This window comes from Sphingopyxis sp. (assembly GCF_035944815.1).
Classification (GTDB): Bacteria; Pseudomonadota; Alphaproteobacteria; order Sphingomonadales; family Sphingomonadaceae; genus Sphingopyxis.
Genome location: NZ_DASZAU010000013.1, coordinates 137,694 through 153,271, shown reverse-complemented (window position 1 = coordinate 153,271; position 15,578 = coordinate 137,694). Strand labels below are relative to the sequence as shown.

Sequence of the window (15,578 nt, the reverse complement as noted above, 5' to 3'; positions counted from 1 at the left end):
CCCGACGGGGCGTGTCAACGTGCTGGACTAGATGCTGGACTTGGGGCGCGCAGCCGCTAAACCGCGCGACATGACCGACGCGACCCCGACCCTTACGCCCAAGCCGTGGATCAGCGGCATTGCTCCCTATGTTCCCGGCAAATCGGCGGGCAGCGACGGGCGCCCGCTCATCAAGTTGAGCGCCAACGAAAATCCGCTCGGTACGGGTGAAAAGGCGCGCGCCGCCTTTGCCACGGTGCAGGGTGCCGCCGACGCCCTGTCGCGCTATCCCGATCCGGGGTCGAACGAATTGCGCGCGACGATCGCGGCGAAGTTCGGGCTCGATCCGGCGCGGATCATCTGCGGCAACGGGTCGGACGAACTGTTGCACCTTGCGGCGGGCACCTATGCCGGGGCGGGCGACGAGATCCTCTATGTGCGCTATGGTTTCGCGGTCTATGAAATCGCGGCGCGCCGCGTCGGCGCGGTGCCGGTCGAGGCCGACGACAAGGATTATGCGACTGATGTCGACGCGCTGCTCGCCGCGGTGACCGACAAGACGCGTGTCGTCTACCTTGCCAATCCGAACAATCCGACCGGAACGCTCGCGACGCGCGACGAAGTCCAGCGGCTCTATGCCGGGCTGCCCAAGAATGTGCTGTTCGTGATCGACCAGGCTTATAGCGAATATCTGTCCGATGCCGAGGACGACGGCGGGCTCGAGCTGGCGAAGACGCAGCCGAATGTGTTCATCACCCGCACCTTTTCGAAAATCCACGGGCTGGCCGCCGAACGGATCGGCTGGGGCTATGCGAGCGCCGAGGTGATTTCGGCGCTGCACCGCATCCGCCTGCCGTTCAACGTCACGCGCGCCGGACAAGCGGCGGCGGTCGCGGCGCTCGGCGACGCGGATTTCGTCAATCACAGCCGCGCGCATAATGCGCAGTGGCGTGACTGGCTGGCGGGCGAACTCGAAAGCCTCGGCAACCATGGCGTGCGCGTCATACCGTCGGCGTGCAATTTCCTGCTCGTGCTGTTCGAAGGTACGACGAGCGCCGAGACGGTGTATAACCGGCTGATGGACGCGGGCTATATCGTGCGCTGGCTGCCGGGGCAGGGCCTGCCGAACGCGCTGCGCATGACGATCGGCACCGAGGACGAGACACGCGGGCTGGCGGCGGCGATCCGCGCCGCGCTGAACGGCTGATGCCAAAAGCGTCGAGCGTCGATCGCGTCGCGATTGTCGGGCTGGGCCTGATCGGCTCATCGATCGCGCGCGCGATCGGCGAGCGATTGCCGCAGGTGACGGTGACCGGCCATGACGCCAGCGCCGAGGTGCGAGGGATCGCCGACGAACTCGGCTTTTGCGACCATATCGTCGCCGATCCGGCCGCGGCAGTCGCCGATGCCGACCTCGTCATTTTTGCCGTTCCCGTCGGCCGGATGGCCGAAGCGGCGGCGGCGATCGCACCGGGGCTGAAGCCCGATGCGATCATTTCGGACGTCGGCTCGTCGAAGGCGGGCGTCGCCGACGCGCTGGCCAGGGCGTTGCCCGGCCATGTCGTCATTCCCGCACATCCGGTCGCAGGGACCGAGAATAGCGGTCCGGCGGCGGGGTTCGCGACGCTGTTCGAGGGGCGCTGGTGCATCGTCACCCCGGGCGCGGACGCGTCGGAGGACGCCGTTGCGGCGGTGACCGCTTTCTGGCAGGCGCTCGGCGCCAAGGTCGAGACGATGGATGCCGCGCACCACGACATGGTGCTCGCGGTGACGAGCCATTTGCCGCACCTCATCGCCTACACGATCGTCGGCACCGCGAGCGAGCTCGAGGAAGTGACCGAGAGCGAGGTCATCAAATATTCGGCGGGCGGTTTCCGCGACTTCACGCGCATCGCGGCGAGCGATCCGGTGATGTGGCGCGACGTCTTCCTTGCGAACAAGGACGCGGTGCTCGCGACCTTGCAGCGCTTTAACGAGGACCTGACGGTTCTCCAGCAGGCGATCCGCCGGGGCGATGCCGACAAGCTCGAAGACTGGTTCACGCGCACGCGTGCGATCCGGCGCTCGATCATCGAACAGGGTCAGGATGACGCGGCGCCCGATTTCGGGCGGAAGCATTAAGCTTCCAACCCCAACCTTCGCTCGACACGAACGGGAATTAGGAGGCTTTGTAGCCTTCCAGCAATGCTTCCGGCGGGTTCAGCGCGTTGATCGCGCGCCACACGCGTTCTTCGGCTTCCTCGCGCGGCAGGCCGGCAGGGATGGTTTCGCCAACCTTGTAGGTGATCGTGCCGGGCCATTTGACCCAGCGGCGCGGCGGATAGACGATGCCGCTGTCGAGTGCGACCGGGATCACCGGCACGCCGAGCAGGCGGTAAATACCCGCGAAGCCCGAACGCAGCGGCGGCGCCTCGCCGTGCGGGATGCGTGTACCTTCGGCGAACAGCACCAGCGGACGATCCTTGGCAAGCGCGGCCTTGGCGGCGTTCAGCATGGCACGCATCGCCTTGCCGCCCCCGTCGCGATCGACCGGGATCAGGCCGTAAAAATGCGCCGCCTGTCCCCAGACGGGGATATTGAAGAGCTGTTCCTTCGCAAAGACGGCCGGATGCCTGAACAGCCCCGGCTGTTCGATCGTCTCGAACGCGCCCTCGTGCTTGAAGACATAGAGCACGGGGATGTCGGGCATGTCGCCTTCGACGACGATCCGCTGGCCGAGGACGAAGCGGCAGATCAGCCGGTGGAACTGCGCCCAGATGCGCACGAACCAGATCGTCGCCTTGTGCGAGATCGGCAGCGAAATCACCGCGCCGATCGAGCTGAAGCTGCTCATCAGGACGAAGAGCAGCCAGAAGAGGATCGAGCGGAGAAGGGCGACGGTGTAGCGCATCGGCGCGCTTCTTAAAGACCGAGGAGGCCGCCCGCCAGCCCCGCGAGATATTTATGATATTCGCGGAACAAAGTCGCGAAATTGGGCTGGCTGCGCACCGCGTCGGGCAGGATCGTTACCTTGTCGCCGACCGCGCGGCCGATTTCATATTCGGCGCGGCGCATATGCCAGTCGGTGGTGATCAGGCGGATGCTGCGATATTTGCGTCGTTCGACCCAGGTCGCGACTTCGGTGGCGTTCGAGCGCGTGTCCTCCGCCTCGAACCCCAGCGCGATGCAGCAGTCGAACAGATGCTGCGGGCGCTTGTAGGTCGCGGCGAGTTCGTGCGGTTTCACTTCGCGCGCGACGCCGCTGATGAGCAGGCGCTTCGCATCGCCCGCCTCGAGCCGTTCGAGCGCGCGGTCGATGCGGCCGGGGCCGCCGGTGAGCACGACGATCGCGTCGGTCTTTTGCGCGCCGGCGGGCAGCGGCAGCAGCAGCGCGAACCAGGCGAAGCCGAGCACCCAAGCAAGGAAAATCAGGGAGAACAGGCGCTTGATCATAGAATCTTCTTGAGCGCCGCGAGCAGGGTCTGGCGCGCGGTGAGGGCTGCGAGCGCGATAGCCAATAGCGGCAGCGCCAGCAATAGCGCCCAGCCCGCAGGGCCGAGCGATGCGGTCGCCGCGAGCCCCGATGTGACCCCCGACCATTGCCAGCCGATCAGCAGCAGGATCGCCGCGGCCACGGTGCTGCCGAGCGCGATGCCATAGGCGGTGTCGATCGCGATGCGGCGCTGGAACAGGCGGGTGATCTGGCGGTCGGTGGCGCCGATCAGGTGGAGCATCTCGATCGTCGGATAATGGGTGGCGAGTGCGGCGCGTGCGGTCATGATCACCACCGCCGCGCTGGCGAGCGTCATCAGTACGACCATGCCGCCCGCGATCCACGCGAGCGAGCGGATCAGCCGCGCGACCGGGCCGAGCCATTCGGCGTGCGGGATGATGCGCGCGCCGGGCGCCTCGCGCGCGACGAGCGCCTGCAGCTGGCGCATATGGCCGCTGCGATCTTCGCCGACGAAATCGATGTCGACGAGCGCGGGCAGGGGAAGCGACTTCAGCACCGGATCGTCGCCGTCCTCGCCGTTCCCGTCGCTGCCGAACCATTGGCCGAGCGTGGCCCTGAGTTCCTCCTGTTCGACCGAGCGGGCGGACAGGACGAAGGGCTGCGCGGCGGCGGCGCGGCGCAGGGACGCGGCCTGCTCGGCGCGCGTCACCGGATTGGCGGTGACGATCTGCACCGTGACGCGTCCGGCAATCGCGCTGCCGATCGCATTGGCCGATCGCGCGAGACCGACGCCCGCGGCGGCGGCGAGCAGCGTCAGCATCATCAGGATCGCGATCACCCACGGCGTCGGCCCCGACAGGCGGCGGTCGGGGAGCAGGCGGCGATGCTGGACCGGAACGCGCGGAATGATCATCGGTCAGACCCGGTTCGCCGGCGGATAGCGCAGCGCGCCGGTCGGATCGAACAGCCGGCCCTTTTCGAGCCGCATCATCTGGGCATTTTCGATCCGGCTGATCAGGTGGATGTCGTGCGTCGCGACGACCACTGTGGTGCCGAGGCGGTTCAGCGCCTCGAACAGCCCCAACAGGCGCATCGCCATTTCGGGGTCGACGTTACCCGTCGGTTCGTCGGCGACGAGCAGTTGCGGGCGCGCGATCACCGCGCGCGCGATCGCCACGCGCTGCTGTTCGCCGCCCGACAGCGTCGCAGGGCGCGCGTCGGCGCGCTCGTTGAGGCCGATCCAGCTCAGCATCTCGCCGACCGGCCCCGACAGATCCTCTTCGCTGACCCCCGCGATGCGCAGCGGCAGCGCGATATTGTCGCGCGCCGACAGGTGGGGGATCAGCCGGAAATCCTGGAAGACGACGCCGATGCGGCGGCGAAAGCCGGGCAGGCGGTGGCGCGGCATCGCGACCAGATCCTCGCCGAACAGACGGACGATGCCCCGGCTCGGCCGCTGCGCGAGATAGAGCATCTTGAGCAGCGACGTCTTGCCCGCGCCCGACGCGCCGGTCAGGAAATAGAAGCTGCCCGGCTGGAGGTTGAAACTGATATCGCTCAATACCTCCGCATCGGGGCCGTATCGCAGGCCGACCCCGTCGAATTCGACCATCGCGCCGCCGGGGCGTGCGGGCGCCGTATCGGTCATGGCGTCACGCGTGCGCGATCATGCGCCTGTGTCGGGGCAAGGAACAGGGGCGCTGGTCCGCTCATCCCGCAGCCTGTCGCACGGCTGTCCACAGAGGACAAGCGGCGAGTGCGACGCAAGGCTTGCAACACCGCGAATCAGCGTGTTTAGAGGAACCCCATGATCCTTGCCTGCCCGTCCTGTCACACACGCTACGTCGTTCCCGATACGGCGATCGGTCCGACGGGCCGCACGGTCCGCTGCGCCAATTGCCGGCACAGCTGGTTCCAGGAGCCCGCGAACGCGCCGGCCGAAGCCGTCGCGGCGCCGGTTCGGCCTGCACCCGAACCCGCCGCCGTGCCGGCTCCTGCTCCCGAAGCAGCGTCGAAGCCCGCGGCGAGCTATTCCGATCTTCCCGAATCCGCGCCGACCCGTGCGCCGGCACCTGCACCGCGAAGCTTTGCCGCCGAACCGGCGCCGCGCGTCGTGCCCCCGACCGACGATGCGCCTCTGCCGTTCCGCCGCCCGCGTCGCAATCCGGCGAAGCGCTGGACCGCCATTGCCGCCGCGGCGGCGGTGTTGATGATTGGCGCGACCGCGGGGCTCGTCTATTTCGGGCTTCCCGGCTGGGCGCAAGGGCTGGGCCTGCCCGGCATGGCCGCCGAACCCGACCTCGTCATCGAACTGCCGCCCAACCAGGATCATCGCGAGCTGGCCGACGGCACCATCTATTTCGCCGCGTCGGGCGTGATCATCAACCCGACCGACCGCGAACAGCGCGTTCCGCCGATCCTTGCCGAACTGCGCGATGCGCAGGGCACGATCGTCTATAGCTGGACGATCAAGCCGCCGGTGCGGATGCTGCCGCCGAACGAAAAGGTCAATTTCAGCGAGGCGAAGCTCGACATCCCGCGCCGCGCGACGCAGCTGACCGTCAGCTGGGCGCTACCGAAAAGCTGATATTCCAAGCCCTTAGTCTGGCGTCACGGCGTCACAGGCTGAGCGCGGCCGCCAAGGATAGCAGGAAGCTGGTCAGCGTCGCGACGATGATCGGCGCAAAGCTGCGCCATCCCTGATCGAGCAGCAGATGCAGCCGCGCCTTCATCGCGGTGGCGACGATCGCTAGCAGCAGCAGCGCCTGCGCCCCGGTTGCGGCGGCGTCCTGCGCCTGCCGTGGGATGGCGATCAGCGAATTGGCCGCGGCAACGGCCAGGAAGCCGAGGATGAACCAGGGCAGGCGCAGCGGGATGCGCGTCTTGCCGTCACCTTCGCCGCTTCGTCCGAGCCAGAGCGCGACGAGCATCAGCATCGGGGCGAGCAGCGCGACGCGCGTCAGCTTGACGATCGTCGCGACCTCGCCCGCTTGCGGCGAGAAGGAAAAGCCGCCGCCGATCGCTTGCGCGACGTCATGGATCGACGCGCCGATCAGGAAACCCGCCTGCGCGTCGTTGAGGCCAAGTTCGGCGGCGAGTATGGGATAGAGTGTCATCGCAAGTGCGCTCGCGACGGTGATGCCGACAAGGGTCAGTGTGAAGCGCGCCTGGTCGACGCGTTTGTCGCCGATCAGCGACCAGAGCGCGAGCGCGGCCGACGCACCGCAGATCGCGGTCGCGCCGCCGGCGAGCAGCGCGGCGTGACGGTCCTGCGCGAACAGCCGCGCGCTGGCGACGGTCACGACGATTACCGCGAGCATGATGAGGACGAGCAGCGCGAAGGGGAGCGGTCCCAGTTCGGCGAGCTGTTCGGCGGTGATCCGTGCGCCGAGGAGCACGATGCCGATGCGCAGCGCCGTCTGCGACATCAGGTCGAGCCCGGCATGGGTGCGCTTGTCCTGCGACAGGAACGACAGCGCGAGGCCGATGAGGAGACCCATGAGCACGATCGGTGCGGCATAATGATCGGCAAGCCAGGCGGCGGCGAGCGCCGCGATGGCGGTGACGAGGATACCGGGCAGATAGTCGCGCCACCGTCGCCGTGCGGGCGGATGCGCTTCGAGCTGCATTTCGCCGTACAGGTCGGCGGCCATCGGCCAGCTTTGTTCGGTCGGCTTCACCTGGGCTCCCTCGTGCGTGCGCCGGCTCCGCTTGGCATATCCGCCAGCCACGGTCGATAGCCCATTGCTGGCGGGCCAAGGGCTTGCTAGAGGCCGCGCTCTATCAGCACCCGTAGCTCAGCTGGATAGAGCGCTGCCCTCCGAAGGCAGAGGCCAGGGGTTCGAATCCCTTCGGGTGCGCCAGATAGCTTCAACCGGCCGGTCAGGCCGGGACGTCGCGGGGCCGTTGCGCGGGAGATTGGGGCCGGATGTACGACCTGCTGGCCGGCCTGTCGGTGATCGAAGCCTCTTCCTTCGTCGCCTCTCCGACCGCCGGGCTCTATTGCGCGCAAATGGGCGCCGAAGTGATCCGCGTCGACCAGATCGGCGGCGGTCCCGATTTTCGCCGCTGGCCGGTCACCGACGCCAATGACTCGCTTTATTGGGAAAATCTCAACCGCGCGAAGAAATCGGTCGCGCTCGACCTCGGCCGGCCCGAGGGGCGCGAATTGTTGCAGGCGCTGGTGCGCGCGACGGGGCAATTCGTCACCAATTTCCCGGTGGGGGGCTTCCTGTCGCACGACCTGCTGGCCGAAGGACGTCCCGACCTCGTGACCGTCCGCGTCATGGGCTGGGCCGACGGCTCGCCCGCGCTCGACTATACCGTCAACAACAGTGTTGGATATCCGATGCTGACCGGCGCCGGACCCGATCCGGTCAATCATGTGCTGCCGGCATGGGACCTGCTCACCGGCGCCTACGCCGCCTTTGCCCTGCTCGCGGCGATCCAGCGGCGCAGCGTGACCGGCGAAGGCGGCGAGGTGCGCCTTCCGCTGTCCGACGTGGCGATCGGTACCGTCGCCAATCTGGGCGGCATTGCCGAAGTGCTTTATTCGGGCGCGAACCGTCCGCGGCTCGGCAATGCGGTCTATGGCCTGTTCGGCCGCGATTTCGTGACGCGCGACGGGCAGCGGACGATGATCGTCGTCGTCACCCCGCGCCAATGGGCCAATTTGATCGCCGCGCTGGGGCTCGGCGACGCGATCGCGGTGATCGAGGGTGAGCGCGGCGTGTCCTTCGCAAAGGACGACGGCCTTCGCTTCGAGCACCGTGACGCGCTCTATCCCTTGTTCGAACGCGCGATCGCCGCGCGCGACCATGCCGGTCTTGCGGCGGCGTTCGACGCCGGCGGCATCGTCCACTCGCCCTATCGCACCATGCACGACGCCGTGCAGGACCCCGCGCTCGTCGCGGGCAACCCGATTTTCGGGCAGGCGGATAATCCCAGCGGTTTCGCCTATCCCGCCGCGGGCGCCTTTGCGACCCTGCCGCAGCAGGAGCGCCGCCCGCCCGCGTCCGCGCCGCGCAACGGCCAGCACAGCGAAGAAATTTTGAGCGAACGGCTTTCTTTGTCGTCGGGCGAGATCGCCCGGCTGGTCGATACGGGGGTCGTCGGCGTCGGGGCCGGGGGAGAGGACGGCCTATGACACTTCGTTCCGCGCTTGCTGCGGCCGAAACCTATCGCGCTGCCGCAGAGGCGGCGCTCGCCGAACGGCTTGTGCGGGTCCCGATCGACCGTGAGCAACGCGCGGCGCACGGTTTTGCCTGGGTCGCGACGACGGTCGCGGCGCTCGCGGCGACGCTCGACTGGTTCGAGGCGGGCGATGGGAAGAACCCCCTCGACGCAAAGATCGCCACGCTCGCCTTCGCCGAAAGCATCGGCCAGCTCGCCGGCGGGCTGCCGATGGGTCAGAATGAAATCTTCCGTCCCGCCGACCTCGGGCTGGGCGCGGCGGCGCGAACACTTGCGGACGCTTGTGCCGACCTGGTCGATGCCGATCATGCCGGCTTGCGCGCCGACGTTGCCGCCGCGCTCGCCGAGGGCGATTGGCCGAGCGAGACGCTGCACGATCCCGACCTCGACGCGATCCGCGATCAGTATCGCCGTTTCACCGACGCCGCGATCTTGCCCCACGCGCACGGCTGGCACCTTGCGAACGATTTGATACCCGATGCGACGGTGCAGGCGATGGCCGACCTCGGCACCTTCGGCGTCTGCATTCCCGAAGAATATGGCGGGCTCGGGCTCGGCAAGCTGGTGATGTGCATCGTCACCGAGGAATTGTCGCGCGGCTGGATCGGCACCGGCTCGCTCGGTACGCGGTCGGAGATCGCGGGCGAATTGATCGTCCACGGCGGCACCGACGCGCAAAAGGCCGAATGGCTGCCCCGCATCGCGAGCGGCGAGATTTTACCGACCGCGGTGTTCACCGAGCCCGATATCGGTTCCGATCTCGGTTCGCTGCAGACGCGGGCACGACTGGACGGTGACCATTGGGTCATCGACGGCGCGAAAAACTGGATCACCCACGCCGCGCGCTCGGACCTGATGACGTTGCTCGCGCGCACGCTGCCCGACGCCAAAGGCTATGCAGGCCTCTCTATGCTGCTCGTCCCCAAGCCGCGCGGGACCGAGGGCGATCCTTTCCCCGCCGGCGGCATGACCGGCAGCGAGATCGAGGTGCTCGGATATCGCGGCATGCGCGAATATGCGCTGCAGTTCGACGATATGACGGCGCCCGCCGACGCGCTGCTCGGCGGCGAGGAGGGGCAGGGGTTCAAGCAATTGATGCGCACTTTCGAAGGCGCGCGCATCCAGACCGCCGCGCGTGCGGTCGGCGTCGCGCGTCGCGCGCTCGAACTCGGGCTCGGCTATGCACTGACGCGCAAGCAGTTCGGCCGGGCGATCGTCCACTTCCCGCGCGTCTCGGACAAGCTCGCAATGAGCCTCGTCGATTTCGTCATGGCGCGCGAGCTCAGCTATGCCGCAGCGCGCGCCAAGGATTCGGGCAAGCGCTGCGATATCGAGGCGGGCATGGCGAAGCTGCTCGGCGCGCGCGCCGCATGGGCGAACGCCGACGCGGCGCTGCAGATCCACGGCGGCAACGGCTATGCGCTCGAATATGAAATCAGCCGTATTCTCTGTGACGCGCGCATCCTCAACATCTTCGAAGGCGCAGCGGAAATTCAGGCGCAGGTGATCGCGCGCGGGCTGGTCGAGGGCCGCAACTAGGGTCCTGACCCTAGAGCCAGAGCAAGGGCTGGCGCACCGGGAAATTGCGCACGACCTCGCCGATCGCGGGGTCGGGGTCCAGCCTGTACCACAGATCGAGCCAGTCGCTGTCTCGCCGTGCCATGCCGCCGAAAAGAAGGCTCGGCTGGCGCACCGGGAAGCCGTCCCAATATTCGATGTCGGGCGGTAGCGGCCATTTCACCTTGTCGGCGATAAAAGGTGCCATCCATGCGATCGCGCCGCCGATCGAACGGCCATCAGCCGTTTTCCAGTCGATCAACGCGCCCGTCCTCTCGCCGAGCAACCACGCCGAAGCGGCGAGCACGTCGAGGTTGAACAGCGAATAGGCATAGGGCTTGGTACGTGCGAGTTCGAGCGGCTGGCGGCCATCGAGTTCGATCTGGGTAGGGATGATGATCGTCCGGAGCCGGTTTCGCGCATCGTCCAAAATGTCGGTGCGGCCGAGCAATGCGGCAAAGGAGGTCGCCTGGAGCAGCCAGCAGGTGCCGTGGTTGTTTTTCTCGTCGCGTTCGGTGGTACCGAAGGGTGAGGTCGTGAGCCAGTTCAGATAGGCGGCGAACCAGCTTTCGACGTCTGCGTGGATCGCCGCGTAGCCGGGCGCGTCCTCGCGTGCGAACAAGGCCGCCGCGCGCGCGACCTCGACGATCTGCAGCGTGTCGATCACGCCGATCGCGCGGCCGCTGTTCACGCCGATGATCGCCTGCGCGTGATTGAGGTTGGGGTTCATCCGCGTTTTCGGATCGACGAACCATGCGGTCAGGTGACGCATCGCGGCGGCAGCGAAGCGCGGGGCGCGGGTGAGGTCCCACAGGGCAGCCAGCGCGGGGACGGTGCGGCCGAAAGCGATCAAGGCATCACGGTGACCATCGAACTTGTCGGGGTTTGATCGGCCGTCGCGGCGGATGTAGGCGCCCCCGGGGTTCGCTGGATCTGGCCACCAATAATCGCCTTCGGAATAATAATCCTGTTTGCCCGCGGGGCTGCGCGGCGCTGCGATCGCCGCAATGGTGCGGGGCGATGCCGCGAGCAGGGCGTCGGCTTGCGGCATCAGCCGGCGGCGCTCGATCGCGCGAATGTCGAATGCCTTTGGCGCCTTGGCCCATGCCGCCGGGGCGGCGAGCAAGGCGGCGATCAGCAGGGAGCGGCGCGCGATCATCGGGGCATTCTAGGGCAGCGAATGGCGCAGCAACAGGCCGCCACTGATGGAGCGCGGATAGGCGCCGGGTCCCCATATGTCATCGGCGCGAACCAGCAGCTCGTCGAGGGTTTCGGCGGGCCAGCCCTGCTCCCTGTACGGCCAGTCGGCGGCGCGGCCGCGATAGGCGGCGACATAGTCGGCTGCCTGTCGCAGCGACCGGCCCTTTTCCTCGGCATGATAGAGGTCGATACCAAGGCAGGCGGCGCTGTCGGCGAGCGTATAGGCGGCGGCGAGCGCATAGAGCGAATAATGAAAGCTGCGCGTCCGCGTCAGTTCGGCTGGCAGCGCGCCCGATGCGTCGACCTGCCGCGCGATCCGCGCTGCGGGAAAGGCGAGCGCGATCTTGCGCGCGATCCCGGGCTTGCGCGCGAACAGCGCGAAGCGCGCCACTTGCGCGTCATACCACAGGCCGTGGTTGTTCGATGCCTTGCCTTCTTCCTTGCCGTTGGCGCTTTTCAGCATCCAGTCGACATAGCGCGCGAACCAGTCTTCGAGCGCGCTGGTCTCGCCCGGCGTCAGCGCGCCCGACGGGCCGATCAGCCCTGCGGCGTCGATCACGCCGATGAAGCTCGCGCCGTCGAGCACGCCTTCGGGGCGTCCGTTCGACACGCCGGGGACGGCCTGCGCGTAATTCATGTTCGGGTTCATGCGCGTAGCCGGGTCGAGGAACCAGGTCCGGATCACGCGCGCGGTGCCTTCGGCATATTTGCGGTCGCCGCTGTAATAATAGGCGAGCGCGAGCGTGTCGGCCTCGTGCGTCATGCGGCTGAGCGCCGACCTGTCGAAGCGATTGCTCTCGATGTCGGGGTTGGTGTCGCCGTCGCGGCGGACATAGGCGCCTTTCGGATTGGCGGGGTTCGGCCACCAGTAACGCGCGAGGCTGACATAGTCGTGGCGGTCGCCCGACACGGGGATGCTGCGCTTGTCCATCACCGAGGCCGGTTTGGCCGCGAGCATCTTGTCGGCGCGGGCGATCAGGTCACGATAGGCGGCGCCCACCGCCGGGTCGCGCGCGAGGGCGGCCTTGATCGCGGTCAGCGCGTCGGGGCGCAGCGTAAAGGTGCGGCGGCCGTCGAAGGCCGCGGAATATCCCTCGCTCGCCGCACAGGCCGGCGCGGGTGCGGAAAAAGCCGCCGCCGCGTGCAAAGACGCGGCGGCGGCCAGTATAGCCCAAGGGAGTCGGGCTAAAGTCGTGGACGTCACAGGCGGACCCGGAAGCCGAAGAAATATTGCGTGCCGCCGCGCGACACTTCGGCGATGCTGTCGTAACCGCCCTTGTACATCACGTCGTTGGTGCCGGTGACGTTGAGCGCCTGCAGCTTCAGCTGGACATTCTTGGTCAGGTCGTACTGCGCCGACAGGTTGAGATAGGTGCCGCCGCGGATCTCGCGGTTGGTGCCGCCGTTGGGCTTGTAATAGCCCGAGCGGTAGCGAAGGTTCGCGCGCAGCGAGAGGCCCCATTTTTCGAACCAAACCGATCCGCTCGCGGTCCATTTCGACAGCCCGATCAGATTGGCCGGATCGATATAGTCGGCGATCGGCGAGGTATCGGGATATTCGAAATTGGCGAAAGCGCGGTTGACCGACCCCTGGATGCCGAGCCCGTCGAGCGGGTCGGGCAACCAGGTCAGCGCGTGGCTCGCCGTCGCCTCGACGCCATAAAGATGCCGCGTTTCGAGGTCGTTCGACGGCGCGACGGGGTTGATGGTGAAGGTCTCGGTCTCGCGCGGGCCGTTGTCGCGGATCGTGGTGACGGTGATGTCGGTCGGGATCGGTTCGGACCGCCCGATCACCGTGCCCTTCGCCCATTTATAATAGCCCGCAATCGAGATCAGCGTGTCCTTCGATGCGTAGAGCTCGAGACTGGCGTCGAGGTTCCACGCGCGCAGCGGCTTGAGGTTCGGGTTGCCGGTCGTCGCGTTGAAGATGATGTTGTCGACGCCCGAAGCGGCGGTCGTCGGGTTGAGGTTGATCCCCGCGCCAAAGCTTTCGATCCCCGACCGCGCGATCGCGCGATAGGCGGCGAGGCGCAGCTTGACCTCGTCCGACAGGTCGAAGGCGATGTTCGCGCTGGGCAGGAAATAATCATAGCTGCCCTTCGACCGGTTGGTCTGGAGCTGGCCGGTCGGGTCGACCGCTATGTCATAGGTGTCGTTGCCGCTGTCGATCGTCAGCAGGTAGGATTGGCGATAGCCGATCGACGTGATGTCGGTCTTGACCCAGCGCAGCCCGATATTGCCGCTGACCGGGACATTGCCGAGGTCGGAAGCGAAATTCGCCATCGCATAGGCGGCATAGATGCGTTCGGTGACGTCGATGTCGCTCGGGTCGCGGCCGTCGGCGGGATAGGGCAGCGCATCGTCGCTGCCGGTGAAGGTGCGGAACAGGCAGTCGTTGTCGAAGGTCGCCCATCTCGTGACGTTCGTCCCCATGCCTTTCATGTAGCGGGTGGTGGTGAAGGGGACGCGGCATTGCTGGTTCGCCTGCGCGATCAGCTGCGCCGGCGACTGGCCGTTCAGCGCGACGAGCGTGTTGAGGTCGCTATTGCGCGCATTGTCGTTGGTCCGGTGATGATCGGAGATCCGGCCGCCGAATTTGACCGAGGTGAAAAAGCCGTCGAGCTCGCGGTCGAGGTCGAGCCGCGCCGCCCAGATGCGGTCGGTGCGGTCGGTGACGAAGCGGTTGCGCGCATAGACCGAGTTGGCGGCGGTGGTCAGGAACAGGTCATGGTCGGTGATATCGAAATTATCGAAGGTCACATGGGGGACGACATCACCCTCTTCATAGCTCAGCTCGTAGCCGACCCGCCGGTTCGAGCGCATGCGCGTCTGCTTCTGCGTCTCGGTGCGGTGGCTGTTCGAATAGGAGCCGTCGAACGAAATATTCCAGCGATCGGGCGACCAGACCAGGCTGATACCCCCGCCGATATATTCCTCGATGCGGCGGCGCGTCTCGAGCTGGTTTTCGATGTTCGAATTGCCGCGATAGCGGATCAGCGCGCCCGGCGAATAGCCGTTGCTGCCGTTGCCGATCAGGATCGGCTGCACCCCGCGCAGCCCCTCGGCGATGCCGAGCACATTGCGATCCTCAAGGCTGTTGCGCTTCGAATATTGGCCGTCGATCGATATTTCGAAGTCGGACGAGGGGCGCCACTGGATCGCGCCGATCAGGCCGTCGCGCACTTCCGACGTCGACTGGGTGCGGAAGCTGCGCGACGAATTGGCGAAATAATAGTCGCCGCGCGTCTCGCCGACGAGGACGGGCGGCGCGCCGGTGCTCGGCGCGACCGAGCGCGGCCCGGTCGCGAAGGTGCAATTGGCGCCCGCGCCCGCGGCAACCTGCGACGCGGCCGATCCCGTCACCAGCCAGGGGTTGTTCGCCGATGTGTTGCACAGCTGGAAGGTCGAATTGGCGTTGTAATAATCTTCGGGCGCGGTGGTGTCCTGCCGCTGATAGCCGATCGAGACGCCGATATCGCCGATGCCGGTCGAGAACTGATCGGCGTAGGAGAAGTTCGCGCGGTAACCGAGCCCGTCATGCTGGTAGACGTCATTGTCCTGCGGCTGGAAATCGCCGCGCACTTCGAACTGGATGCGGCGCTTGCCATAGTCGAGCGGCTTCATCGACCTGAGTTCGATCACCCCGCCGACGCCGCCTTCGAGAAAGTCGGCGCGCTGTGATTTATAGACGAGGACGCCATTGACCAGTTCGGACGGGAATTGCTGGAAGGCGACCGAACGGTCGGGGCCCGCGGTCGATACCTCGCGCCCGTTGAAGGTCGAAAAGCTCAGCGTCGGGCCAAGGCCGCGTACCGACAGTTCGTTGGCGTTGCCCTTGAAGCGGTCGGCCGACACACCGACGATGCGTTCGAGCGTGTCGCCGACCGAATTGTCCGGCGTCGCGCCGATTTCGTCGCTGACGAGTCCGTCGACGACGACGTCGGCGTCGCGCTTGAACGCGATGGAGCTGCGCTGCGTCGCGCGCGTCCCGGTGACGAGGATTTCATCGCCGCCGATATCGCCGGTCGCGGGATCGACACTTTCGGGAGCGTCGGCCGGGGCTTCCTGCGCGAAGGCTGGAACCGCGATGAAAAGCGCGGCGGAGGCAAGCAGCGACGTGCGAACCAGCGAGACCGATGATGACTTCATATTCTTCCCTCCCATGCCGCCCGGCTGGACGACGTCGACCCGATTGATACCGGTGTCACTTTCATAT

The 15,578-nt window shown here is 66.9% G+C and carries 13 protein-coding genes and 1 tRNA gene; 6 read left to right on the top strand and 8 right to left on the bottom strand.

Translation table 11 applies throughout. The features are described 5' to 3' along the window. The first annotated feature begins 70 nt into the window (after positions 1-70). On the top strand, positions 71-1,186 hold the full coding sequence (hisC, locus tag VGU00_RS18105) for a histidinol-phosphate transaminase (RefSeq protein WP_327471047.1): 1,116 nt from the start codon (positions 71-73) through the stop codon (positions 1,184-1,186). After that, positions 1,186-2,100: a prephenate/arogenate dehydrogenase family protein gene (locus VGU00_RS18100; protein WP_327471045.1), complete on the top strand. Its 915-nt coding sequence runs from the start codon at positions 1,186-1,188 to the stop codon at positions 2,098-2,100. The genes hisC and VGU00_RS18100 overlap by 1 nt, the downstream gene beginning before the upstream one ends. 37 nt (positions 2,101-2,137) lie before the next feature. Here the strand turns inward: VGU00_RS18100 and VGU00_RS18095 are convergent, their stop codons facing one another. The 4 genes from VGU00_RS18095 to ftsE are packed head-to-tail and all read right to left on the bottom strand — an operon-like array spanning position 2,138 to position 5,060. After that, positions 2,138-2,869 carry a 1-acyl-sn-glycerol-3-phosphate acyltransferase gene (locus VGU00_RS18095; RefSeq protein WP_327471043.1) on the bottom strand — a complete coding sequence of 244 codons (732 nt, stop codon included), beginning with the start codon at positions 2,867-2,869 and terminating at the stop codon, positions 2,138-2,140. An 11-nt stretch (positions 2,870-2,880) separates the two neighbouring features. Further along, positions 2,881-3,411, bottom strand: coding sequence for a YdcF family protein (locus VGU00_RS18090; protein WP_327471041.1), 531 nt, complete (start codon positions 3,409-3,411; stop codon positions 2,881-2,883). Beyond that, positions 3,408-4,325, bottom strand: coding sequence for a cell division protein FtsX (locus tag VGU00_RS18085; RefSeq protein ID WP_327471039.1), 918 nt, complete (start codon positions 4,323-4,325; stop codon positions 3,408-3,410). The genes VGU00_RS18090 and VGU00_RS18085 overlap by 4 nt, the downstream gene beginning before the upstream one ends. 3 nt (positions 4,326-4,328) lie before the next feature. Next, a complete protein-coding gene (gene ftsE / locus VGU00_RS18080) occupies positions 4,329-5,060 on the bottom strand; it encodes a cell division ATP-binding protein FtsE (RefSeq protein ID WP_327471037.1) in 732 nt (243 codons plus the stop codon). A 159-nt stretch (positions 5,061-5,219) separates the two neighbouring features. Between ftsE and VGU00_RS18075 the strand changes: the two genes are divergently transcribed. Continuing rightward, entirely contained in the window at positions 5,220-5,999 is a 780-nt protein-coding gene (locus tag VGU00_RS18075) for a zinc-ribbon domain-containing protein (RefSeq protein ID WP_327471035.1), read from the top strand. Positions 6,000-6,030: 31 nt separating this feature from the next. Here VGU00_RS18075 and VGU00_RS18070 read toward each other — a convergent pair whose 3' ends face one another. Then, positions 6,031-7,065: a YeiH family protein gene (locus VGU00_RS18070; protein WP_414713587.1), complete on the bottom strand. Its 1,035-nt coding sequence runs from the start codon at positions 7,063-7,065 to the stop codon at positions 6,031-6,033. Between the two features lie 133 nt (positions 7,066-7,198). On the opposite strand from VGU00_RS18070, the gene VGU00_RS18065 reads away from it, so the two are divergent. The 3 genes from VGU00_RS18065 to VGU00_RS18055 all read left to right on the top strand — a co-directional run bounded on the left by VGU00_RS18065 (position 7,199) and on the right by VGU00_RS18055 (position 10,144). Then, a tRNA-Arg gene (locus VGU00_RS18065) sits at positions 7,199-7,275 on the top strand. 65 nt (positions 7,276-7,340) lie between these two features. Further along, a complete protein-coding gene (locus VGU00_RS18060) occupies positions 7,341-8,558 on the top strand; it encodes a CoA transferase (protein WP_327471032.1) in 1,218 nt (405 codons plus the stop codon). Next, on the top strand, positions 8,555-10,144 hold the full coding sequence (locus VGU00_RS18055) for an acyl-CoA dehydrogenase family protein (protein WP_327471030.1): 1,590 nt from the start codon (positions 8,555-8,557) through the stop codon (positions 10,142-10,144). The genes VGU00_RS18060 and VGU00_RS18055 overlap by 4 nt, the downstream gene beginning before the upstream one ends. Before the next feature lie 10 nt (positions 10,145-10,154). On the opposite strand, the gene VGU00_RS18050 is transcribed toward VGU00_RS18055, so the two are convergent. Genes VGU00_RS18050 through VGU00_RS18040 form a run of 3 tightly spaced genes read right to left on the bottom strand, consistent with a single transcriptional unit; the run spans position 10,155 to position 15,511 of the window. Continuing rightward, a complete protein-coding gene (locus tag VGU00_RS18050) occupies positions 10,155-11,321 on the bottom strand; it encodes an alginate lyase family protein (protein ID WP_327471028.1) in 1,167 nt (388 codons plus the stop codon). 9 nt (positions 11,322-11,330) lie between these two features. Then, the gene (locus tag VGU00_RS18045; RefSeq protein ID WP_327471026.1) at positions 11,331-12,509 is read right to left on the bottom strand and encodes an alginate lyase family protein; all 1,179 of its coding nucleotides are present in this window, start codon (positions 12,507-12,509) and stop codon (positions 11,331-11,333) included. Positions 12,510-12,562: 53 nt separating this feature from the next. Further along, a complete protein-coding gene (locus VGU00_RS18040) occupies positions 12,563-15,511 on the bottom strand; it encodes a TonB-dependent receptor (protein ID WP_327471024.1) in 2,949 nt (982 codons plus the stop codon). Positions 15,512-15,578: the final 67 nt, after the last annotated feature.